We start from the raw sequence: 25,308 nt of genomic DNA, 5'->3' as shown, positions 1-25,308 counted from the left end.
ACAATTCGCCAAATTCCGGGTTAACGTTAAAAATGTTTATAAGAAGAGCACACCAACCCATCCTGCACAGACAGGGGAGAATTAATAATATGAAAATAGGGTCTCGTATCATTAAAATGTCACCACTGGCATTGAGTATGGCTGCCGCTTTATCAGCTACTGCTCCAGCTCACGCCGTTGAGTGGAGTTCTGGTGACTTAAAGGTTTCATTTGATTCCACGTTTTCACTCGGTATCGGTATTCGTGCTGAAGAAAGGGATTACGATAAAATAGGTAAGAGTAATCTGGCCAATCTTGATTGGACAGGTTACAACATGGCGAGCAACATCATCTACTCAGGTGAAGACATCTGGGCCATCAACAGTGATACGGGGGCTTATTCCTCCAATGCCGATAACGGTAACCTGAACTATGATAAGGGCGACTTATTCTCATTGCAGTTTAAGGGCGTTCACGAGTTAAACCTTTCCTATAAAAATGTTGGTGCTTTCGTACGTGGTATGTACTTCTACGATTTCGAAATGGCTGACAGTGATCGCGCATGGACTAACTATTTAAGTGGTCAGTTGCCAGGTGGTGATACACCTAATGACCCTTGTTCAGATCCAGATGCTGACGACAATTTATGTAAAGACATTCGTTTCCTTGACGCCTTTGTCTATGCGGATTTCGATATCGGAGAAATGCCGGTTACTGTACGTGTAGGCGATCAGGTAATTAGCTGGGGTGAAAGTACCTTTATCCAGCACGGTATTAACAATATCAACCCGGTAGACGTTGCTCGTGCTACTGCTCCTGGTGCTGAGTTGAAAGAAGTGTTCATTCCAGTAGGTACTATTTTCGCGTCTATCGGCGTGACTGATACTATTGGTTTGGAAATGTACTATCAGTACGAGTGGGACAGAAGTGTTTTACCCGTTTCAGGTAGTTACCTTTCTACTAACGACTGGGCAGGTGATGGCGGTTATTTAAATAATATCCAATTAGCATTTACCCGTAACCCAGATATCGATTCTGCATTCCTTACTGCATCTTTGAATGCTTTAGGCGATAACATTCGTGCAGGTTTGGATCCGGTTTCAGCGGGGGCTGCTTTACTGGCTCACGCAACCAAAGTCGGTCTAAGACCTTATGGCGATGCTTTCTATAATGATGCTGATGACCAAGGTCAATACGGTGTTAAATTAAGCTACATTTCTGAAGATTTGAATGATACCGAGTTTGGCTTCTATTACATGAATTATCATGCCAAGCGTCCGGTATTTTCTGGTATAGCCGCTAATTATACGGCGAGTGGTTTGGCTCAAGGTGTGAGTTACCTTGCGAATAACACCATTACTGAACAGAACATCACTGATATTGCAGCGTTCCCTCAAGCACAGGCTTATTTCCCAGAAGATATTAAGCTTTATGGTTTGAGCTTTAACACTAACGTTGGTGAAACCTCTTTAGCGGGTGAGATCGCTTTTCGTCAAGATGAGCCGTTGCAGATTGATGACGTAGAAACCTTATATGCGGCTTTCCCTGAGCAGCTAGCTGCTGCCGGTTTGCGTCCTGATTTGGCGGGGATTTCCCAATATGACAATTGGGTTGGCCATGCTCCTGAACCTGGCGAGTTCATTCAAGGTTACATTACTTCTGATACTGTTCAGGCACAGGCAACTATTACTCACTTGTTTGGCCCGACCATGGGTACAGACAACCTGATCTTCCTGGCGGAAGTCGGTTATGTAGAGATTAGTGATATGCCAGATCCTGATGTTTTACGCCTTGAGGTGCCAGGAACCTATCGTTCGGGTCCAATCCAGCCTTTGACTGATGCCGATGGTAATATCATTAGCACTCGTGAAGGCTTGCATCAAGGTTTGTCAAATGGCCCTGATACTGATGGTCATTTTGCTACTGATTCAGCATGGGGTTACCGTTTGTTGGGTGTTGCTGATTTCAACAACGTATTCTCTGGTATTAACCTTCAAGTTCGCGGCACGTTTGCCCATGACGTTGATGGTTATACACCTAACCCAATGTTCTTGTTCTTTGAAGGCAGAAAGTCTTCCAGCATTTCATTCACGTTTGATTACTTGAGCAAATTGTCGGCTACAGCTTCATACAACTCTTTCTGGGGCGGTGGTACAGCAAATGGTCTATCAGATCGTGACTTTATTTCATTTAACATCAAGTACTCTATATAGTTCTGGGGGAGAATATTAGAATGAGAAAAATAGCCCTTGTTACCAGCGCTATCACCTTGGCTTTGAGCGTATCTATCGCTCATGCAAAAGTGTCAAAGGAAGAAGCCGCAAAACTTGGCACAGAATTGACACCTCTGGGTGGTGAAAAAGCAGGTAATGCTGATGGCAGTATCCCGGCTTGGAATGGTGGTATTACAACCCCGCCAGCAGGATATAAAGTCGGTGATTTCCACCCGGATCCGTTCCCTGGTGATAAACAGCTTTTTGAAATTACAGCGAAAAATTACAAGGAATATGCGAAGTTTTTGTCTGATGGTCAGATCAAATTATTTGAAACCTACCCAGATACTTACCGCATGCCTGTATTTCCAACACGTCGTTCTGCATCAAATCCTCAGTGGATTTATGATTCAGCGAAAGTGAACGCAGTGAATGCTGAATTGGTTGAAGGTGGAAACGGTGTGAAGAATGCTTCTAAAGCCATTCCATTCCCAATTCCTCAAAATGGTTTGGAAGCGATTTGGAACCACTTGTTGCGCTACCGTGGTCAAAGTGTAAAACGCTTTGGCGGTCAGGCTGCACCAACGCCATCAGGTGATTACACTGTAATCGGTTTTGATGACGTGTTGATGGTTAAGTATTCACAAAAAGACGCAACACCAGAGACATTGTTTGAAGAGAACATGTTGTTCAAGTTCAAGCAGAAAGTCACTGTTCCTGCGCGTTTAGCGGGTACGGCACTGCTGGTATATGAAACAATGGATCAGGTTAAGCAACCACGCCAAGCCTGGACATATAACACTGGACAACGTCGTGTACGTCGTGCTCCTAACGTAGCTTATGATGCACCGGGAACCGCTTCTGACGGTTTGCGTACCAGTGATGATCTGGATATGTTTAACGGTGCTCCAGACCGTTATAACTGGGAGTTGAAAGGCAAAAAAGAAATGTATGTTGCCTATAACAACTACAAGTTGCACAGCGATTCAGTGAAATATTCAGACATTCTGAAACCTGGTCATATCAATCCTGATTTGACTCGTTTTGAAAAACACCGTGTTTGGGTGGTTGAAGCTAATCTGAAAGAAGGTTTGCGTCACGTATATTCTAAACGTGTGTTCTACATTGATGAGGATAGCTGGCAAATTCAAGTCGCGGATATGTACGATAACCGTGGTGAGTTATACCGAGTCAATATCGCTTATGGCGTTAACTACTATGAGATTCCTACTCATTGGTCTACATTAGATGTTAACCATGACCTGGACGCTCGTCGTTATCTGGCTGTTGGCCTGGATAATGAAGAGAAAATGTATGAATTCGATATCGAAATGGACGATGGTGAATTCACGCCTCAAGCGTTAAGAAGAGAAGGGATTCGTTAATTCATTACACATCTAGGATATGAATTGACAGTCTTGTCATAAGGACAGCGACGAATGATTGAGAGATTGTTTGTCGCTGTTGCATTTAAAGATTCCAGATATCGAGTAATTTTTTATTTTGGGATGCAGGCTATTCCAATTTAAATTTAACTGACATGTTAAGCATGCTGATGAAACGATTACGCTTTGTTCTGGAACGTTTAGATTCTTGGTTTTTTGAGTCATTTTTAGAGCCAATACTGGCTTAACTACTTAACTAATAGAGCCGGTAGAATCATTTATCGGTATCCATGTTGTTGTTATTTGAGATATGAAATTAACTAATTTTGTAGCGGTCGCTTGTTGCTTCTCATTGTTGTCATCTTCCACTTCAGCACTTGCTGCAAGTGAATCGGCATATATTGCACCGCTTGCCTCCAAATCGTTATTGTTGGACATTGAAAAAAATGGCAAACAATTGGTAGCAGTTGGGGAGCGTGGGCATATCTTGCTATCGGATGATGGTAAAAGTTGGCAGCAGCAAAACGTACCAACCCAATCGACATTAAACGGCGTTTATGCATCTGGTGATCACCTTTGGGTGGTGGGGCATGACGCGGTGATACTCGCTTCTTCTGATGCTGGTCATAGCTGGGAATTGCAACAGTTTATTCCCGAGTTGGAACGACCTCTTTTTGATGTCCTGTTTTTCAACGAAATGCAAGGTATTGCTGTTGGCGCTTATGGTGTTTTCTTCCGCACTGAAGATGGCGGTAAGCACTGGGAGCGTGAATACCATACTGCGTTTTTACATCCTGATGACCGGGAATATATTGAATCTTTGCAAGGCGAAGATCCTGAGTTCTTTAAACAGGAAATGGCGTCTATTTTGCCTCACCTTAATCGCCTTTCATTTCACAATGGTCAAGTATTTGTAACCGGTGAAATTGGCTTGGTTGCGGTCAGTGATGACATGGGGAAAACCTGGAAACGTTTGGAAACGGGCTACTACGGCTCATTTTTCGATGTGAAGCCTATGCAGGATGGAACTGTGATTGCTGCGGGATTGCGTGGTTCGGTTTATCGCTCGGATCAAACCCTTTCCAGCTGGCGTCGAATCGAAACTGGCACAACTTCGACATTCAATTCCATTGTGAACATTGATGATCAAACCACATTGTTAGTTGGTAATAATGGCACTAAATTGTTGCTTCAAGGGGATAAACCTCAAATAACGCATACCGAAGATGGTAAAGCGCTGGTTTCCGCAACATATTATAACCAACAGGTTTTGGCTGTATCTGAAATTGGGGTGAAGGGGCTATCCCTGAAAAATTAAGGTTACGAATGAACAAGTTCGCCGAATTATTTGAATCATTTATTTTCCGCAATCGCCTGATGGTGATTTTGCTCTTCATGGTAGCCACAGGTTACCTGATGTTTCAGGCTACGCATCTAAAACTGGATGCTGGCTTTACCAAGAATATTCCTCTGAATCATGAATATATGCAGAACTATATGAAACACCGAAAAGATTTTGGTGGGGCAAATAGTGTGTTAGTTGCTGTGTGTGACAAGAATGACAACATTTTTAATGAATCATTCTTTGTTACTTTGAAGAATCTTCATGATCAATTGTTTTTTATACCTGGTGTAGACCGCTCACAGGTTAAATCCCTATATTCATCATCTACCCGTTTTACGGAAATTGTTGAAGGCGGATTCTCTGGTGGGCCGGTTATCCCAGCTGACTTCAACCCATCAAATCCAGACGCATTACAGCTTGTGTCCGAGAACATTACCAAGGCGGGTATTGTTGGGCGACAGGTGTCTGATGACTTTAAGTGTGCCATGGTTAGCGCACAGTTAATGGAACTGGATCCAACGACGGGTGAGAAGCTTGATACTCTTGCTCTTGCCGAACAGTTGGAAAAGCAATTGCGCGGCAAGTATGAAGACGAGAACACCAGTGTTCATATCATCGGATTTGCCAAAATGATCGGTGATGTAGCGAATGGTGCCAAAGACGTTGTGCTGTTCTTCGCTATTGCCATCGCAATTACCGCCGTAATGGTTTATTTCTTCTCTCATTCAATCATGTTAACCCTGCTGCCCTTGTTGTGCTCTGTGATTGCAGTTGTATGGCAAATGGGATTGTTGACCATCATTGGATTTGGACTTGATCCCATGTCCATCCTGGTTCCTTTCCTTGTCTTTGCTATTGGCGTAAGTCATGGCGTGCAAATGATTAACGCGGTAAGCAAGGAAGTGGTTGCAGGAAAAGACTGTAAAGAAGCTTCTCGTCAGGCATTTCGTCGCTTGTTGATCCCCGGTGGTGTCGCCCTGATTTCCGATACCGTCGGTTTCATGACATTGTTGGTTATTGATATCGGTATTATTCGAGAGCTTGCTATCACGGCCAGTATGGGCGTTGCCGTTATTATTCTGACCAACCTGTTGTTATTACCATTGCTCATGTCTTACCTCAAGCTTGGTGAGAAATATAAGAATAAGATGTTGCAGAAATCCTCAGTGGATATGGTTTGGGAAAAGATTGGTAATTGTGCCAATTTGAATGTTGCGAAATATATTCTTGCTGTGACGGCGGTATTGTTCGCGTTTGGCTGGTATCAATCAGGTCAAATGAAAATAGGTGACTTGCATGCAGGTGCGCCAGCTTTACACGAAAGCTCTCGCTATAATCAGGATACATTCCTGATCACTGACAAATTTGAGATAACAGTCGATTACATCTCGGTGTTAATTGAAGCTCAACCTGAAGCATGTACCGATTACGACACCATGAATGCGATTGATACATTCCAATGGAAAATGAAGAATGTCGAAGGTGTGCAATCTACGATTAGTTTGCCATCGGTTTCCAAATTGGTGAATGCCGGATACAACGAGGGGAACCCCAAATGGCAGGTATTACCTCGTAACCAGCAAACATTGGTTCAGGCAATTGGTCGTGTTCCAACTACCTCGGGATTGTTAAACAGCAACTGTTCGGTTATGCCTGTGATTCTGTTTATGGAAGATCATAAGGCTGAGACCATTAACCGTGTTGTTAATGCTGTTAAAGAATTCCGTAAGGAATTTGAAACCCCTGAGCTGCAATTCAAACTGGCATCTGGCCCTGTTGGCGTTATGGCAGCGAAGAATGAAGCAGTAGAAGCGGCTCAAGCGCCTATGATGGTTTATGTGTTTGGTGCGGTTGTTCTGCTCTGCCTAATGAGCTTTAAGTCGGTGAAGGCTACTTTGGCAGTTATCATCCCGCTTTATGTTGTGTCTATTTTGGCTCAGGCGTTAATGACTTATCTGGAAATTGGTTTAACGGTTTCTACCTTACCTGTTATTGCCTTAGGGGTAGGTATCGGTGTTGACTATGGTATTTATATCCTGTCTACCATGAATCAGAAGCTGCGTGATGGTATGCCATGTCGTCAGGCATATATCGAAGCACTAAAAGAGCGGGGAAGTGCGGTACTCTTCACTGGTATCACTTTGGCCGTTGGTGTCAGTACCTGGGTGTTCTCTTCTTTGAAGTTCCAGATGGACATGGGTATATTACTAACCTTCATGTTCGTGGTTAACATGTTGGGTGCTATTCTGGTCTTACCAGCCCTTGCCGCATTTTTTTGGCGAAGCAAGGAAAACTGCTAAATTTCATAAGGGGTAAATTAAAATATTTACCCCTTGATTTTGCACGTTCAGGTCAAAATAAAACTCCTTGACGCTTTTTTATTTACCCTCTCTGCATAATTATCCGCCAAGTAAAATTCTTGTTAATTATTTGCAATATAAGCAATTGTTTATAATTAAAAATGCTCTAGAATTAGCGCTGTGCTGGCATCTGATCTTAACTCGGGATGAAATGCTCTGGACTCATTAAGGCAATGAATCTGGTTGTAACCGTTTTTATATCCCTGAACGATAATAAACAAAAATGTATCGCAAGGCGTTTTTCAATCGTGAGCAAGGCGCTATTCATCCCGAGTTGAGATTATTTGTCAGACAATACCTACGACAACAAAAATTAGACGACGGATTTCCCTGTACCAACAGCAAACCGATCCTTAAAAGGCAATAACAATGACGGTTAAATCGAATCAGCATTCGGTTCTCTTAGAGAATGTGTACCAGTTTATTCGAAAAAAAGTTGATCAATCACAAGCTAAGCTGGTTGAGCAGTTTGCACGTAACTTATATAAGAACATCCCCAAGGAAGATTTAGAACATCGTAGTGACAGCGATCTATACGGTGCGGCATTGAGCTTGTGGAACGAGTTCTATGTATTCGATAGCAGTAAACCGACCATTCAGGTGTTTAACCCTGATCTGGCTCGTCATGGTTGGCAATCTACCCACACCATAGTGGAAATTATTGTACAGGATATGTCCTTCCTGGTGGATTCAGTGCGTATGGCATTGAATCGCTTGGGTATCACTGCGCACTTGCTATTACATAGTCCCATTACGGTTGTGCGTAACAAGGACAATGAACTGCAAAGCTTCGAAGCGCCAGACAGCAAAGCGAAGGGCATTACCAAGAACACAATATTCCTGATAGAAATTGATCGCCAAACCAACAAGAAGGCGCTTGAAGCTTTGGTTGAAGAGCTTCACTCTGTGGTTAGAGAAGTTTCTCTGGCGGTAAGTGATTGGAAACTAATGCGTGATGCATTGAGCCAGGTCATTGATAATTTTGATATTTATACGTCGTCTATTGATGAAGAGAATCGAAAGCAAGCACAGAAATATCTGACCTGGATTAAAAACCACAACTTCACCTTGATGGGATATCGTCATTACACGATCAAAGCCATTGAAGGTGATTATCAGTGGACAGCAGATAATGACAGTAGCTTGGGCTTGATGAAAAATTCTGTCAGTGATCATGTTAGATTGCTGTCTCATTTACCTGTTTCTGCCCGTGAAGCAGCCTTAAGCTCCAATCCTCTGATTTTGACTAAAACCAACTCACGTTCTCGCGTACATCGTCCAGCTTATATGGACTACATTGGTATTAAAACCTATGACGAGAATGGAGTAGTGATTGGCGAGCATCGCTTTATCGGCTTGTACTCTGCTTCTTTCTACAATAGCAGTGTGACCCAGTTGCCGATTTTGCAGGAAAAGATAGATCGCATCTGTGTTCAAAGTGGGTTTGAGAAAGGTTCCCATGCCTACAAAGCGGTAGTGAATATTCTGGAAACCTATCCTCGTGATGAATTATTGCAAGCCACTGATCCTGAATTGCTCGGTATTGTGTTAGGTATTTTCCAAATGCAGGAACGTGGTATTTCACGTTTATTTGTTCGTAAAGATATTTTTGGACGCTTCTATTCGTGCATGGTGTACGTACCAAGAGAGTTGTATAACACCAAGCTGCGGAAAGAGACTCAAGCGCTATTACAAAAATCAATGAATAGCGATAAAGAAGTAGAGTTTACGACTTACTTCTCTGAGTCGGTCTACGCCAGAACTCAATATATGGTGCGTGTTGATAATAACAACGCGGAAATTAACGTGAAGGAAATTGAGAACAATATCGTGGAACTCACCAAAAGCTGGTCGGATAAACTGTCCAATACCATCCGAGCGAATTATGGCGAAGCCAAAGGCAAGCGTCTTGAGCACAAATATGCCAATGCCTTTAGTCCTGCCTATACAGAACGTAACTTGCCCAGTGTGGCTGTTGTCGATATCGAAAAGCTGGAACTGTTGGATGAAGATCATACTTTGGACATGTTGTTTTATCGTCCACAGGAAGAGCCAGCCAACAGCAATTCGGTGCGCTTAAAACTGTTCCATAAAAATGTTCCGATTCACTTGTCTGCTGTGTTGCCTATGTTGGAACACTTTGGTTTGCGAGTGATTGATGAAAGTCCTTACGAAGTAAAAACCGATGATGGTGGCGTTAACTGGATCATGGATTTCTCCATGTTGCACAGCACTGGCGGCACAATGCATATGGCAACCGCTCGTGAGTTGTTCCAGGATGCATTTTCACAGGTTTGGTATGGCAAACTGGAAGACGATTCCTTTAACCGTCTGGTATTGGGCGCAGGGTTAACCGGACGTCAGGTCACGATTTTGCGTGCCTATGCCAAGTATATGCGTCAAACCGGCAGTTCTTTCAGTAACACTTATATTGCCAATACGCTGGATCGTTATCCTCATATTGCTACCTTGATTGTTGACTTGTTTACAACTCGTTTTAATCCGGCTGTAAAACAAAATGAGAAGAAACAAGACGATTTGGTAAGTGATATTAAACAGCATTTGGATCAGGTTGCTAACCTGGATGATGACCGTATTATTCGTCGTTATCTGGATATGATTTTGGCTACCATCCGTACCAACTTTTATCAGAAAGACGAACAAGGATTATCCAAGCCTTACGTTTCCTTTAAGTTCCAGCCAGAACTTATACCGGAAATGCCGCTGCCGTTGCCGAAATTTGAGATTTTCGTGTACTCGCCTCGTGTTGAAGGCGTCCATTTGCGTGGTGGTAAAGTTGCGCGTGGTGGTTTGCGTTGGTCTGACCGTCTGGAAGATTTCCGTACAGAGGTTCTGGGGCTGGTTAAAGCTCAGCAGGTTAAGAATACCGTTATTGTGCCAGTAGGTGCGAAAGGTGGCTTCGTCTGTAAGCAGATGCATGAAAAAGTCGGGCGCGATGCTATTTTGGCGGAAGGTAAAGAGTGCTATAGAATCTTTATTCGCAGCTTGCTTGATATTACCGACAACATTAAGGATGGCGAAATCATTCATCCTGATGATGTTGTTCGTCACGACGAGGACGACCCCTATTTGGTTGTTGCTGCCGACAAGGGCACGGCTACCTTCTCTGACATCGCCAACTCGATTTCTGAAGAGTACCAATTCTGGTTGGGTGATGCCTTTGCTTCTGGTGGTAGCGTAGGTTATGACCATAAAGGCATGGGGATTACTGCTCGTGGCGCATGGGAAGGCGTTAAGCGCCATTTCCGTGAAATGGATATTGATTGCCAGACAACCGACTTCACCTGTATTGGTATCGGTGATATGTCAGGTGACGTTTTTGGTAACGGCATGCTTCTGTCGGAGCATACTCGCTTAATTTCAGCCTTTAACCACTTACATATCTTCTTTGATCCTAACCCGGATGCGAAAACATCGTATCAGGAACGTAAGCGTTTGTTTGAAAACCCATCTTTAACATGGGATGACTACAACAAAGAGCTGATTTCCAAAGGTGGTGGCGTTTTCTCTCGTTCTTCCAAGTCGATTGAACTAAGCGCAGAAATGAAGAAATGGTTAGGCACTCGCCAAGCCAAGATGACGCCTAACGAATTAATCCACAATATATTGAAAATGCCAGTCGACCTGATGTGGAACGGTGGTATCGGAACTTACATTAAAAGCAGCAAGGAAACGCATGCCGATTGTGGAGATCGTGCCAATGACGATTTGCGCGTCAATGGTCGAGACGTTAAAGCCAGAATTCTTGGTGAAGGCGGAAACCTGGGTGTGACTCAGTTAGGCCGTGTCGAATATGCCAGCAATGGCGGGCGTATTAACACAGACTTCATTGATAACGTTGGCGGTGTAGATTGTTCAGACAACGAAGTTAACATCAAGATCTTGTTGAATGCTTTGGTGAACTCTGGCGATTTAACCATGAAGCAACGTAACAAGTTGCTGTATGACATGACCGATGATGTTGCTGAGTTGGTAATTCGTGATTGCTACCGTCAAACGCAATCTATTTCGATCACGCATCAAAGTGGCGCAGCATCACTTAAAGAACAGACCCGATTCATTCATGGTTTGGAAAGAGATGATTATTTGAATCGTGAGCTGGAATTTATCCCATCAGACGATGAAATATCTGATCGTTTAGCTATGGGACAAGGTTTAACACGTCCCGAACTTTCAGTATTGATTGCCTACAGCAAAATGGTATTGAAAGAAAGGCTCAATATTCCAGAGATTACCGATAACCCTTACCATCACAAGTTATTGATCACAGCATTCCCACAGATGTTGCAAGACAAGTTTGCTGATCGCATGGAAGAGCACCCGTTGCGTGCAGAAATCATCGCGACTAAATTAGCGAACAACATGATCAACGACATGGGGCTTAACTTCTTGTTCCGTATGAACGAGGAAACTGGCGCATCTGTCACAGAGATTGCCAATGCCTACGCGGTTGTTAAAGGCGTGTTTAATAAGAACGGTTTGTGGGAAGCGATTGAAAAGCTGGATAACAAAGTACCTGCCACAGTTCAGTTAGATATGCTGACAGCACTGCGTCGTACACTGAGACGTGCTTCTCGTTGGTATTTGCGCCATGGTAAGAAGGGCGATGATATTCAAAGTTATATTGAATTCTATAGCCCAGCGCTAGATGACTTGAACAAGAACTTGCAGAAGTATCTGGTGGCGGAAGAATACAACCAGATGGAGCGATATATTCTTGAGTTGGCAGAGAAAAGTGTGCCTCAGGATATCGCGTATCAGGTTTCCAGCCTCAGTAATCTATTCCCATGTCTTGATTTGGCTCAGGTGGCAGCAGATGAGCAAAGAGATATTGCTCTGATTGCTCGCCTTTATTACCTGTTGGGCTCCAAGTTGGAACTGCACTGGTTCCTTGAGCAAATCAATCATCAATCAGTGGCGAACCATTGGCAAGCCATGGCTAGAGCCGCTTACAGGGAAGAGTTGGATTGGCAACAACGTTCTTTGACCAATGTTATTTTGCATTGGGATAAAGAAGGCAAGAATGCTGACGAAATCCTGGAACGCTGGATTAACGAGCAGGCACACTTGCTGGAACGTTGGTATCACATGATGGCTGAGTTCAAGACAAGTAAAACTCACGAGTTCGCTAAATTCTCTGTTGCACTGAGAGAACTCATGTTGTTAAGCTTGAATTGCGGATAAATTGATTATTGCAGTGACCGTTATTAAAATAGTCACTATTAAATGAAAAAAGCCCGGAATTAGCCGGGCTTTTTTATAGCAGAAATAATTAACGGGAATAATTTCATGTACGGATTGGCACGAGCCGCTTTGTTTAATTTGGATGCTGAGTTAAGCCACGAACTGACTATGTGGTTCTTAAAACATAGCCAGCATAATGTGTTAAAGAGTACTTACGCGCAAAATGTGCCAAACAAGCCTGTTGAATGTTTCGGAATTGAATTTCCCAATCCTGTTGGGTTGGCAGCAGGGTTAGATAAAAATGGCGAATGCATTGATGCCTTTGCTGCGATGGGATTTGGTTTTATTGAAATTGGGACGGTAACGCCCAAGCCTCAGGTTGGAAACGATAAGCCGCGATTGTTCCGCATTAAAGATGCCAAAGGCATTATCAACCGAATGGGCTTTAATAATAAAGGCGTTGATTATTTGGTTGAACAGGTAAAGCAAAGTCAATTCAACGGTGTATTAGGGATCAATATTGGCAAGAATAAAGCCACACCGGAGGAAAATGCACTGGACGATTACCTGATTTGCCTGGAGAAAGTCTATCCTTATGCCAGCTATGTTACCGTGAATATTTCCTCACCGAACACTCCCGGGTTGCGTAATCTGCAATACGGAGAAGCGCTCGACAGCTTACTAGCAGGATTAAAAGCGGGGCAAGAAAAGCTGTCAGAACAACATGGTAAGAAAGTGCCAATGTTGGTGAAGATTGCACCAGATCTAACATCAGAAGAAATTCAATCTATTGCGGATTCACTGCGTAAGGCTGAGGTTGAAGGTGTGATCGCGACCAATACGACTATATCTCGCGATAATATTGAAGGTTTACGCTACGCCAAAGAAGCGGGCGGTTTATCTGGATTGCCATTGCAGGAGAGAAGCTTGCAAGTCACTAAAGAGTTGGCTCAAGCCTTACAAGGCGAATTGCCTATCGTATCTGTTGGCGGCATTGACTCGGCTGAATCAGCACAAGCCCGGTTCGACGCTGGAGCCAGCCTGGTGCAATGCTATTCGGCGTTTATTTATCAAGGGCCGGAACTGATCCGTAACATTGTGCAGGGGATCCGTTAGTGATCCGCTCTCCACTGCCAACCTGGCAATGGAAATACATTCCTGAAACAGACCATCTGGCGTTGCAGCTAACGCCGGATGAGACCTTCGTTACAGCCTTTCAATCTCGACAATTAGCAGACAAACACGGAATTTGCGAAGCCTTTAGTGTGGAGCAGACCGAATCCTACTATCAATTTGCAGAGCAGATTTCATCTATGATGCCGAGCTTGCCGGAAGCCGTGTTGTTTCATATTACGGTTCATGCTGTTGCCGGTAGTCATTACCACAAAAGTATAGGAAACAAGAGCTGGTTGTTTAAGGCTCCGATGGATTCCTTACCTTTAACCCCGCTAGTTTTGATTGAAACCAGTATAGACAAGGCTTTAGCGTTGATACTGGAATCAGCTCAAGGCTTCGCTACTATTATGCTTCTGTCAGAACAATTACAAGTACCAGAGAATAAGCCATACAAGCGTTATAACCTGCTCAAGTGTAACCGTAATCTACTGTTGCCTGTGATGGGTGATGAAGCGATGCAACTGCTTTAGTCCAGTTGCTGTTTTTTATCACCATAACTTCGTGCTTATCTTGCGTTTTTTAAGTCAAAACTTGCGATAAATGTCACGATAAAAATGCCCGCTTTGTATACCGTCAAAAGCGTAAAAACAATCGACACTGTCCTTGCGGAATGCGTATAATGCCGCTCCGCTTGAGAATCAGAGAATTATGTACGATTTCCTAGTCACAACATCCAAAGGTTTGGAGCAGCTCCTACAGCAAGAAATTCAGCATTTATTGCCTGAATTAGAGACCAATAATCGCCCCGGACAGGTGATGTTCCAAGGTGAGCTTAAAGACGCCTATCACATTTGTTTGTGGTCGCGTTTGGCTAACCGGGTATTACTCAAATTAGCCAGTAGTAAAGGTAGTAGCGGCGATGATTTGTATGATTTGGCGAACAAGGTAAATTGGTCGAGCCATTTTTCTCCTGATCAAACCTTTAGTGTTGATTTTATTGGTGCCAATAGAGACATCAATAATACTCAGTTTGGCGCGTTAAAGGTCAAAGACGCCATCGTTGATCACTTTAAAGACCTCTATGATCAACGTCCTAATGTTGATAAACATCAGCCTGATATTCGTTTTCAAGGTCGTTTAAACCGTAACGGTATGTCGGTCTATCTGGATTTGGCGGGCGGCAGTTTACATCAACGTATGTATCGTGAAAGAGCGGGGCAGGCTCCTATTAAGGAAAACCTGGCTTTTGCCATGTTGATGCGTAGTGGCTGGGTTGATGAATTTAATCAGGGGCACATTAAGCCGCTTTATGATCCCATGTGTGGTTCGGGCACGATTTTGATTGAAGCTGCACAGTACGCCAGCAATATTGCTCCTGGGTTATATCGCGAACGTTGGGGATTTGAGAACTGGAAAGGTCATCAGCCTGAGCTTTGGCAATCCATGCTGGATGCCGCTGAAATTAAACAAGCGGTTCCCGGTGTTGCGCTGGTTGGCACTGATATTGACGCCCGCGTAGTTCATATTGCGGTTAAAAATGCCAATTTGGCCGGTGTCGGGCAGTTTATTCGTTTCGAGTGTGCAGATGCCACCAAATATAATCGGGATATGAACAAGCCTGGCTATATTGTCAGTAATATTCCTTATGGCGAACGTTTGGGCGAACTCACTCAATTATTACCTTTGTTTAAAGATTGGGGATTCCACCTGAAGGAATCTTATCCCAATTGGAAACTGTCGTTGTTAACCAGTAATAGAGACATGCTAAGGCAACTTAGACTGGTAGCGACCAAAGAATATAACTTCATCAACGGCAATATTGAATGTCAGTTGGTGAACTTTGAACTGGACGAGAAAAACTGTCATATCTCCGAGAACGACAGGCAACAAAGTTCAGATTTTGGCAATCGCTTGCGCAAGAATCTGAGCAAAATGAAAAAATGGATTAACTCTCAGGATACCAACTGTTATCGCGTCTACGATGCTGATTTGCCTGACTACAATGTTGCCATTGACCGTTATGGTGAGTGGGTGGTGGTACAGGAATACGCGCCACCGAAACAAATTCCTCAGCATAAATCCATTGCTCGTTTGCAGGAAGTGCTTATCGCAACTCCTGAAATTATGGGAATTCCGCCGGAACAGCTGGTGTTGAAAACGCGTAAGGTACAGAAAGGCAAAGCTCAATACGAGAAGTTGGATAAACAATCCAACGAGATCCAGGTGTACGAGAATGGTGCGCGTTTCTGGGTGAATTTACATGATTATCTGGATACTGGCCTGTTTCTGGATCACCGTATTACACGCCAGAAAGTGAAAGAATTAAGTAAAGACAAGCGAGTGCTGAACCTGTTTTCTTACACGGGCTCGGTTTCTGTGTTTGCCGCTTTAGGTGGCGCAAAACTGGTGACAACGGTTGACATGTCGAACACTTATATTAAGTGGGCGAAGCGTAACTTTGAGCTAAACGACATTCGTGGTTATCACCAGTTTATTCGAGAAGATTGCTTGTCCTGGATACGTAACTGTGAGCAGCAATTTGATTTGATCTTTGTTGATCCGCCGTCGTTTTCTAACTCGAAAAACATGACCGGTTCATGGGATGTGCAGCGTGACCATTTAGGCTTTCTGAAAATGGTGCGCAAGCGTTTAGCTCCGGGCGGTACTATCATCTTTTCCAATAACTTGCGTAATTTTGCCTTGGCGCCTGAACTGGCTGAAGAAACCGGGTTAAAAATCCAGGAAATCAGTGCTGAAACCTTACCTCAGGATTTTCAGCGTAATAAGAAAATTCATCACTGCTGGATAATGACCGATGGCGATTGATTTAATTCTTTTTTCTGGCTCTGAATGCAGCTTATGTGATTTAGCCAAAGATTTGTTGGAGCAGGTGGCTGAACAGTGTCCTTATAGTCTGACGACTATCGATGTTAAAGCTGAGCGTCAGTATTACCATCAGTACGGAGCACGTATTCCCGTTGTTTTCCGTGAGGATACCCAAAGTGAATTGGGTTGGCCTTTTGATAAAGCACAATTGCTTGAATTTTTAAAATGAGTCGATTACTGCAATTAAAAGATGCTTCCTTGTCTTATGGCGTACAGCTATTGGACAAGGCTGAGCTATTAGTTAATAAGGGAGAGCGCCTGTGTCTGGTTGGGCGTAATGGAACCGGGAAATCTACCTTGTTGAAGGTGGTTTCCGGCGAAGTTCATCTGGATGATGGTTTACGCATTGTTGATAACAACGTGCGCATTTCCGTATTACCTCAAGATCCTCCCGTGACCAGTGACATCAGTGTATTTGATTATGTTGCCCAAGGCTTGGCACAAGTCGGTGAGTTGCTGAAAGAATATCATCACCTGACCCACGAAATGGCGCAGCGTCAGGACGATAAAATCTTCGCTCGTATGGAAGTGGTACAAAAAGAGCTGGATCATTTACAAGGCTGGCAACTGGAAACCCGTATTGAACAGGTGTTAACGCAATTACAGTTGCCGGGTGAGCAGAGTTTGTCTGAATTATCCGGTGGGTGGCGACGTAAGGCTGCGTTGGCGAGAGCCTTGGTGGTTGAGCCTGATATTTTGCTGTTAGATGAACCGACCAACCATCTGGATGTCAGCATGATCGAATGGCTGGAAAGACAGCTCATGGACTTTAAAGGTGCCATGATGTTCGTTAGCCACGACAGGGCGTTTATTCGCCGAGTTGCCACTCGAATTGTCGATCTGGATCGTGGTCAGTTGGTCAGTTATCCGGGCAACTATCAAGAATATCTGGATAAGAAAGCGAAGGATTTAGAAGTTGAAGAGCAGCAAAACAAGCTTTTCGACAAAAAGTTGAGCCAGGAAGAAACCTGGATCCGTCAGGGGATTAAAGCCCGCCGTACTCGTAATGAAGGCCGAGTACGAGCCTTAATTGCCTTGCGCAAAGAACATGCACAACGCCGCGAAAAGATGGGCACTTCCAAGGTCACGCTGAGCGATACCAATCAGTCTGGCAAGCTTGTCTTTGATGTTAAAGATCTAAGCTATGCTTATGATGGGCAGCCGATTGTTAAGGATTTAACCACCGCTATTTTGCGTGGTGATCGTATTGCTCTCGTTGGCGCTAACGGTAGTGGCAAAACCACGCTTATTCGTTTGCTGTTAGGTGAGTTAACGCCGGATAAGGGCGAAATCAAGCGCGGCACTAATCTGGAAATCGCTTATTTTGATCAGCACAGAGAACAGCTTGATCCTGAAAAAACGGTGATTGACGTTGTCGCTGATGGCAAGCGGGAAATTGATATCAATGGCCGCAGTCGTCATGTGATCAGCTATTTGCAGGATTTCCTGTTTACACCCGACAGAGCCAATTCCCCGGTAAAAGCTTTATCTGGCGGTGAAAAGAACCGTTTATTGCTGGCGAAACTGTTGTCCAAGCCCAGTAATTTATTGATTATGGACGAACCTACCAACGATCTGGATGTGGAAACGCTGGAAATGTTGGAAGATACCTTGATGCAATATTCGGGAACCTTGTTGCTCGTAAGCCACGATAGAGAATTTGTCGATAATGTTGTTACCAGCAGTTTGTACTTTGAAGGTAATGGCGTTGTTCGCGATTTTATTGGCGGTTATCAGGAAATCTTCAAATGGTATGAAGAGAAGCAGAAAAAACAGGATAAGCAGGAAACTAAAGTTAAAAATGATAGTCCTAAACCCGACGCTTCTGCTAAGCCAAGGAAAAAGCTATCATATAAGCTTCAATTGGAACTTGAGCAGTTACCCGCAACCATTGAACGATTGGAAGAACAAGTCGAGGAATTCCAAAATACGGTCAACGCGCCGGATTTCTTCAAGCAGGATCCCACTACATCCAATGATATGTTGCAGAAGTTATCTGAACTACAAGCACAGTTAGAACAGGCTTATGCCCGCTGGGATGAGCTGGAAAGTATGACACAGGAATAAGAAGATTCATGAGACAACTCAGGTTAGCGATGGTGGCAGCGTGTCTGTCAGGAGTTCTTCAACAAAGCGCGAATGCAGCCGTTTATGAAGTCGTTGAAATGCCGACGCAAGACATTGCCCAGCACAGTTTTTCGGCATCAATTAATAATTCAGGTGATGTGGTTTTACTGACCGATGGAGTGTTTAATCCTCCCATTGATGTCAGTTTATTGAATTTTGAGAGTACGACGCTGGTTGACAACCTGACTGATATTGATGCGGCTCAAAATGGTAATTTCAATACTGAAGATTTGCAGTTTTTGGCTGATTTCATTCAGGCGCAGAGCTTGGAAACATTTCAGAAATTAACGCGTTATCAAAGCTTTTTGGTTTCCGGCAATAATGAAGCTTCCTTCATAACCGGCTTCGACACGATTGACCCGGAATTAGGCACTTACGCCAGAGACACCAATACTTATGTGCGTGAAATTAATGATGCTGGTGTCATCGTTGGTTTGGGTGATGGCCCGACACGTAAAGTCGTGTACACCAACGAATCTGAAGAGGAAATTACCTACGTTGTACAGGACTTTAACAGCAGAGGCTTTGTGCAATTGAATGGTGCAGTAGTGGAACTGGTGCCTGAATCAGATTTACCGGGCAGTATTTCTGAAGCTACTGACGTTAATAACAACCTGCTGGTATCGGGTTATGAAGCAACACAAGTAACGGAAGCGCGTCAGAACTCTATTGATAACTGTGAAGACGATGAAATTCGAGGCGATATTCCGGTTGATTTGTGTTTTCACCGTTTAATTCGCTCCGGTGTTAGTGGTGCTTTCCAGCGTCGCGGTGCGCTATGGCAGTTGAATGAAGCTGGCGATATTCTGAGCAAAAAGTCTTTGGGCATACATTTTACGCCGGAAGAGGATGACAATAATACTTATATAAGCCGTGCGCTGGCAGTTAATGATAACGGTATTGCTGTTGGCGATGCGTCTAAATACTTTGGAAGTAATGACAGCATTATTGGTATGTTTGCCGCGGTGTTTAAGGATGATGAAGTTATTGGTTTTACGGATGACTCAGAATATAACGGTAGTGTTGCCGTTGATATCAATAACAACAATTTAGTGGTAGGGCAGGCAAGTAAAACCATCAGTGGTTACAACCGTACCAAATTCTTTATTTACGATATCGATAATGAAGTGGTGACATATCCTGTGGACTTCTTCCCGGGCTCTGCCAGTGTTGCTCATTCAATCAATGACAATAATTTGGTGGTGGGCGAAGGTGAGGTTGATGCTGGTTTAAGTGTTTCTCGTCGTAAGCATGGTTTTATTTATGACGTCGCAGAGCAAACATTTCAGGATTTAAACGATTTGTTAGCCTGTGATTCACCTTATACCATTGTCCAGGCTAATAGCATTAACAATAGTAACCAGATTGCTGCCACTGCTATTGTTAACCGTGCCTCATATGATATTAAAGGGGAAGCTGTTCTGGATGAAAATGGTGATCCTGTGACAGAAGATGTTGCGGTGAGCGTCATTCTTAATCCTGTTTCCAATGGAAATATTGAAGATTGCGCACCTGATGAACAAGACGTTCAGGAACGCAGTGGCGGTAGCATGTTTTGGTTGCTTCCATTGATGTTACTAGGTCTGTTCCGCAGAAGACTGTAACTATGTAAGTCGTAGCGTTGATTCAGCTCTTAGAGCTTAAAAGCGCGTAATAGCTTCGGTTATTGCGCGTTTTTTTATTTTGATGTGCTGAAATGAACGATGGCTACAAGGGGAATGCGAGATAAATGAGCTCAGAGATAAGACGCTCATAGATAGATAGCTTGAGCAGCAGGAATACTAAGTTGCTTGCTGTGGGTTAAGTACAGATGGTTTTAACGGTTAATTGCTTATTGACTGTTTGAATATTCACAGCTCAGAAACACCAGTTATGTTTTAAGCTAGCAACTTTTTACGGTTGTTCTTTCTGCATTAATGCACATTATGTGCAATGTACAGAAGGTCACACCAAAAATTGCATACACGACTCAAAACACATGCTTCTGAGCTGAGATTTACCTCGAATCGTTAGCTTTTAATGAGAGTTCGATCTTCCATTGCTGCTCGCCATCCTCCTAACCAATGTGAGCGAGCTTCCAGAGCCTGAAATGGGCAGTTTTCTTTAGAACGTCCAGAGATACCAGCTTGGTACCCTTTAGCGTGAGCGCGGGAAAGTTTGTCTCTTTTCTGTCTTTTCATTTTCACCTCTACTTTGCTAAAGAAAGAGTAGTCAGTGTATCCGACCACAATTAATAGATAGTGAATATAAGTTAAAGGTTCAATGGCTTTGGTAAGAAATTTTTGTTGACATTTGATAACTGAATGAATTGTTGCTTTTTTTAATGTTACATTAATTTTTCATATTTATTACGGTTTTTATTCATTTAGGGTATATGGCAACTATCTTTCAGGAATACTTTTAATAAGCTCAGTTACTTGCATAAATACAAGTGATTAGATCAAAAAAGTATCCGAAAAGTAATATTTCTCAGTAATGGTTAAAGATAAGCGATGAGAAAAGTACCTGGTATGTGAATAAGGATAGACTGGATTGGTCAGAACTGAGAAAAGGCGACCAAAAGAAGACCGCCTAATAGTATGGTGAATACCAGTAAGAAACTGGATAGAAATTCAGGATTAGAAAGAACTGGTGTCCTGAAATAGTCCTACTTTGAGGTCTTTAGCCTGGTAAATGACTCGACCATCTACTTCCACGATACCGTCACCAATGCCCATAAACAGCTTACGCTTGATTACACGCTTCATATGAATACGATAAGTGACTTTTTTAGCCGTTGGTAAAATTTGGCCAGTAAATTTTACTTCACCTACACCAAGCGCTCTTCCTTTGCCAGGGCCGTGACTCCACCCCAAAAAGAAACCTACAAGTTGCCACATAGCGTCAAGACCTAAGCAACCAGGCATAACCGGATCACCGGGAAAGTGGCAATCAAAGAACCAAAGATCTGGTGTAATATCAAGTTCAGCCTCAATATAGCCCTTGTCATTGTCGCCGCCATCTTCGCTAATTTTACTGATGCGATCCATCATGAGCATATTGGGGGCAGGAAGTTGGCTATTGCCTGGGCCAAACAGCTCTCCACGACTACAAGCTAATAAATCTTCTTTGCTGTAGCTGCTTTTTTGTTCAAACATAGGTCTTCTTTATTCGATTTTCCAAAGGAAGGCGTAATTTAGCGAACACTTGTACGCTAAACAACTCTGAACAGTATTTTTTCTTAAAATTTTAACAATCAAATGAGTAAACTGGATGAATCTCTGCTCAAGAGTGAAATTAATTACTTAAATATGATTTGCGGTTGCCAAGCCAGAGCGCAAGTTCAATAATGCCTCATTCCAATAACAATAATGATTACCTCCAAATATTATGTCTGATAAAAGTAGCGCCAATGCAGAAAAGCAGAAACGCTTTCGAGAACGACAAAAAGCACTAGGTAACAAGCAGGTCAGGGGATATATCAGCCCTGAAGCTCAGTCGTGCTACAACGAAATTAGTCAAATAACCGGTTGGACAGATAGCGATATCTTGAGTAATTCCCTGAAAATTACTTACGCAGCATATAAGTGTGGCCAGATTAAATTGTTAAATGCCTGGCTGACCAAGAACATGAAAGAAGAATAGCTTCGACAAACCCAAAGGCTCCATTAATGAAAACTCCTATTCAATCTCATTTTGAATCTGTTAGTCGTATTACTCTCGGTTGCATGGGGTTTGGCGGCGATTGGGATTCCAGTCATTACGGTTCTGAACATGTTACTCAAATGCATAATGCATTAGATGCGGCATTGGATGCCGGAATCAATATGTTCGATCATGCTGACATTTATCGAATGGGAAAAGCGGAACAAGTGTTTGCTGAAGTGCTTAAGCAACGTCCTGAACTGCGGCAGAAAATTATATTACAAAGTAAATGCGGGATCCGGTTTGCTGATGAGAATGGGCCTGGTCGTTATGATTTCTCCGCTGATTGGATCCGTACTTCGGTAGAAAACATATTAAAGCGTTTGAACATTGAACAATTGGACATATTGTTACTACATCGCCCAGATCCCTTGATGCAACCTGAAGAAGTTGCCAAGGTGTTTGAAGAATTATTGGAAGCTGGAAAAGTTAAACAGTTTGGTGTTTCCAATATGCATCATTATCAGATGGATTATTTGCGTAGTTACTTGCCAATGCCTCTGGTTGCCAATCAATTGCAAATGAGTTTGCTCAATCATCAGTGGCTGGATGAAGGAATGACCGCCGGCATGGCCTCTGGTTCTGATACCCATTTCTCTCCAGGAACGGTGTCTTACTGTCAGCTTCATCAAATACAGCTTCAGGCCTGGGGTTGCTTGGCTAATGGTTTGTTTTCTGGTGGAGACCTCTCAGGTCAGCCAGAGAATTATGTCCAAACCGCAGAATTGGTTTCTCGATTAGCCGCAGAATATCAAACCAGTCGGGAGGCTATCGTATTGGGTTGGTTGATGCGTCACCCTGCGGGAATTCAGCCTATTATCGGTACCACCAATCCTGAACGAATCAAGGAGTGCGGTAAGGCGAAAAGCCTTTTGTTGAGCCGTAATCATTGGTATGAATTATTCGTTTCTGCGCGCGGATATAAGCTTCCTTAAAGTAAATATTAATATTTTTTATGGTATTAAAAATTACCGTTCAAATGTAACTTAATGTAATTTGTTTTTCATGATTTGTTCAAATTACAAAGGATTGTAATTGCATTTTCTAGCAAATTGAAAAATGTCATAAATTTTTAAACTTGTTGAAATTAAAAGGAAACTTTTCTCATTTTTTCATTTTCATTAATGTGGTATCAATTTATTCAAAAGATTACCACTTTGAAACATTTTGACATAAATAACAATTCACTTCCTCTTGATGTTGCACCTGTTTTATTAGTTAATCCTCTCGCCTGGTAAATAAAAATACCCTGCATATGACATTTTTAATATAAAAAGAGAATAAATAATGAAACAAAACAAACAGTTAGTGGGATTGGGGATGGCAGCGTTGTCCTTGGTCGCATCAAGCGTTATGGCGGCAGTACCTCAAAAAATCGAATCAGGTTTACAAGCTAATGAGTTAAGACTTGTAAATCCAAATCAAAGCTTGGTAGAAGCTCAAGCACAACAATATATCGTTGTGTTCAATGATGATGCTCAAGCTATGGCTGATGATCAAAGCCGCACAGATACAGGCGTTGCATTGGTTAAGGACGGTGTATTGAATGTCCAGGCTGCAGAGTCCATGCTTCGTCAAATGGGTGCTAAACCAGTTCGTGCGATTGAAAAACAACGCATGATGGTTGTTACTATGAATAAGGAAGTCTTCAACAAGGTATCTGAGAGCCGTGGTGTTGCTTATGTATCAAACGACCCTCGTCGTTATGTTATGGCGCAAACAACTCCTTATGGTATCCCAATGGTGCAAGCAACTCAGTTGGTTCAAACTGATTTGAATGCACGTAAAGTCTGTATCATTGATACCGGTTACAACCTGGGCCATCCAGACCTTCCTACCGTAAACGATGGCGTTTCTGGCCAGGCTAACAACTCTCAAGTTGGGCAGTGGAGCAATGACGGAAATGGTCACGGAACTCACGTTGCTGGAACTATTGCTGCGTTAGATAACAACTCTGGTGTTGTTGGTGTTTATCCTGGTGTTGATCTGCACATCGTTAAAATCTTCAATGATGCAGGTTCATGGACAACAGCTTCTGATTTGATCACTGCAATTCAACAGTGTAAAGACGCGGGCGCAAACGTTGTTAACATGAGTTTGGGTGGTGGTAGTTCTTCAACTGCTGAAGCAAACTCAATGCAGAGCTTTGTGAATCAAGGTGTAATGTTAATCGCTGCAGCAGGTAACGATGGTAACACTACCATGTCTTACCCTGCGTCTTACGATGCGGTTATCTCTGTTGCTGCAGTTGATTCCAGTGAAAACTGGGCGTCTTACTCTCAATACAACAGTCAGGTTGAATTGGCAGGCCCAGGTTCATCTGTTTACTCAACAGTACCTTCCAGCACTTACGGCACCAAGAGCGGTACGTCAATGGCGACTCCTCACGTTGTAGGTACTGCTGCTTTGGTATGGAGTTTCTTCCCTCAATGTACCAACGAGCAAGTACGTAAAGCATTGGTTGATACTGCTAAAGACAAAGGTTCTGCTGGTCGTGATACCAAATATGGTTACGGTATCGTTCAAGCTAAAGCTGCTTACGATTACTTGAACCAGTACGGCTGTTCTGGCAGCACTGGTGGCGGTTCAGGTGGTGGTTCTGGTGTGACTCCAGTATCAGGTTCTTTGCCTAACTTGTCTGGTACTAAAGGTGCGTGGGATCGTTACACTTGGGATATTCCTGCTGGCGTATCTACCATGAGTGTTGCTATTTCTGGTGGTTCTGGTGATGCCGACTTGTACTTGAGATTCGGTGCAGATCCTACTACCAGCACTTATGATTGCCGTCCTTATAAGTCAGGCAATAATGAAACCTGTACTTTCAATAACCCATCAACTGGTACATGGCATGTAGGTATCTATGCTTACAGCACGTACAGTGGTGTAACAATGAACTATAACTATCAATAAGTGTTTAGATTGATGTTTCATCTTTAATAAAGAAGCCCGATTTAATCGGGCTTCTTTGTATTTGAAGAATTCAAAAGTGTTTCAAGCTCATCTTTGAG

At 43.1% G+C, this 25,308-nt stretch carries 16 protein-coding genes; 14 read left to right on the top strand and 2 right to left on the bottom strand.

The features are described from left to right. Positions 1–89: 89 nt before the first annotated feature. The 11 genes from KIH87_RS10345 (at position 90) to KIH87_RS10295 (ending at position 20,220) form a co-directional block, all read left to right on the top strand. Complete coding sequence (locus KIH87_RS10345; RefSeq protein WP_232357816.1) at positions 90–2,192, top strand: DUF1302 domain-containing protein; 2,103 nt, start codon at positions 90–92, stop codon at positions 2,190–2,192. 20 nt (positions 2,193–2,212) lie between these two features. After that, a complete protein-coding gene (locus KIH87_RS10340; protein ID WP_232357815.1) occupies positions 2,213–3,577 on the top strand; it encodes a DUF1329 domain-containing protein in 1,365 nt (454 codons plus the stop codon). A 310-nt stretch (positions 3,578–3,887) separates the two neighbouring features. Further along, positions 3,888–4,895, top strand: coding sequence for a WD40/YVTN/BNR-like repeat-containing protein (locus KIH87_RS10335; protein ID WP_232357814.1), 1,008 nt, complete (start codon positions 3,888–3,890; stop codon positions 4,893–4,895). Positions 4,896–4,903: 8 nt separating this feature from the next. Further along, complete coding sequence (locus tag KIH87_RS10330; protein WP_232357813.1) at positions 4,904–7,222, top strand: efflux RND transporter permease subunit; 2,319 nt, start codon at positions 4,904–4,906, stop codon at positions 7,220–7,222. A 429-nt stretch (positions 7,223–7,651) separates the two neighbouring features. Beyond that, positions 7,652–12,487 (top strand): NAD-glutamate dehydrogenase, encoded by a 4,836-nt coding sequence (locus KIH87_RS10325; protein WP_232357812.1) that lies wholly within the window; start codon positions 7,652–7,654, stop codon positions 12,485–12,487. 105 nt (positions 12,488–12,592) lie between these two features. Next, on the top strand, positions 12,593–13,603 hold the full coding sequence (gene pyrD, locus KIH87_RS10320; protein ID WP_232357811.1) for a quinone-dependent dihydroorotate dehydrogenase: 1,011 nt from the start codon (positions 12,593–12,595) through the stop codon (positions 13,601–13,603). Further along, positions 13,603–14,133 carry a cell division protein ZapC domain-containing protein gene (locus KIH87_RS10315; protein WP_232357810.1) on the top strand — a complete coding sequence of 177 codons (531 nt, stop codon included), beginning with the start codon at positions 13,603–13,605 and terminating at the stop codon, positions 14,131–14,133. Before pyrD ends, KIH87_RS10315 begins: the two co-directional genes overlap by 1 nt. 178 nt (positions 14,134–14,311) lie before the next feature. After that, on the top strand, positions 14,312–16,429 hold the full coding sequence (gene rlmKL, locus KIH87_RS10310) for a bifunctional 23S rRNA (guanine(2069)-N(7))-methyltransferase RlmK/23S rRNA (guanine(2445)-N(2))-methyltransferase RlmL (protein ID WP_232357809.1): 2,118 nt from the start codon (positions 14,312–14,314) through the stop codon (positions 16,427–16,429). After that, positions 16,419–16,658: a glutaredoxin family protein gene (locus tag KIH87_RS10305; protein WP_232357808.1), complete on the top strand. Its 240-nt coding sequence runs from the start codon at positions 16,419–16,421 to the stop codon at positions 16,656–16,658. Before rlmKL ends, KIH87_RS10305 begins: the two co-directional genes overlap by 11 nt. Continuing rightward, positions 16,655–18,556: an ATP-binding cassette ATPase Uup gene (gene uup / locus KIH87_RS10300; RefSeq protein WP_232357807.1), complete on the top strand. Its 1,902-nt coding sequence runs from the start codon at positions 16,655–16,657 to the stop codon at positions 18,554–18,556. Before KIH87_RS10305 ends, uup begins: the two co-directional genes overlap by 4 nt. Positions 18,557–18,564: 8 nt before the next feature. Continuing rightward, positions 18,565–20,220 (top strand): DUF3466 family protein, encoded by a 1,656-nt coding sequence (locus KIH87_RS10295; RefSeq protein ID WP_232357806.1) that lies wholly within the window; start codon positions 18,565–18,567, stop codon positions 20,218–20,220. Between the two features lie 405 nt (positions 20,221–20,625). Here KIH87_RS10295 and rmf read toward each other — a convergent pair whose 3' ends face one another. Further along, on the bottom strand, positions 20,626–20,796 hold the full coding sequence (rmf, locus tag KIH87_RS10290) for a ribosome modulation factor (RefSeq protein WP_232357805.1): 171 nt from the start codon (positions 20,794–20,796) through the stop codon (positions 20,626–20,628). A 438-nt stretch (positions 20,797–21,234) separates the two neighbouring features. Next, on the bottom strand, positions 21,235–21,753 hold the full coding sequence (fabA, locus tag KIH87_RS10285; protein WP_232357804.1) for a 3-hydroxyacyl-[acyl-carrier-protein] dehydratase FabA: 519 nt from the start codon (positions 21,751–21,753) through the stop codon (positions 21,235–21,237). Between the two features lie 232 nt (positions 21,754–21,985). On the opposite strand from fabA, the gene KIH87_RS10280 reads away from it, so the two are divergent. The 3 genes from KIH87_RS10280 (at position 21,986) to KIH87_RS10270 (ending at position 25,210) form a co-directional block, all read left to right on the top strand. Further along, positions 21,986–22,240 (top strand): hypothetical protein, encoded by a 255-nt coding sequence (locus tag KIH87_RS10280; protein ID WP_232357803.1) that lies wholly within the window; start codon positions 21,986–21,988, stop codon positions 22,238–22,240. A gap of 26 nt (positions 22,241–22,266) precedes the next feature. Further along, a complete protein-coding gene (locus tag KIH87_RS10275) occupies positions 22,267–23,235 on the top strand; it encodes an aldo/keto reductase (RefSeq protein WP_232357802.1) in 969 nt (322 codons plus the stop codon). Between the two features lie 352 nt (positions 23,236–23,587). Beyond that, complete coding sequence (locus KIH87_RS10270) at positions 23,588–25,210, top strand: S8 family serine peptidase (RefSeq protein WP_232357801.1); 1,623 nt, start codon at positions 23,588–23,590, stop codon at positions 25,208–25,210. Positions 25,211–25,308 lie beyond the last annotated feature (98 nt).

Source organism: Paraneptunicella aestuarii (assembly GCF_019900845.1).
GTDB classification, from domain to species: domain Bacteria; phylum Pseudomonadota; class Gammaproteobacteria; order Enterobacterales; family Alteromonadaceae; genus Paraneptunicella; species Paraneptunicella aestuarii.
Note: the sequence above shows the minus strand (reverse complement) of the source record. Positions and strands in the feature narration are given on the sequence as shown.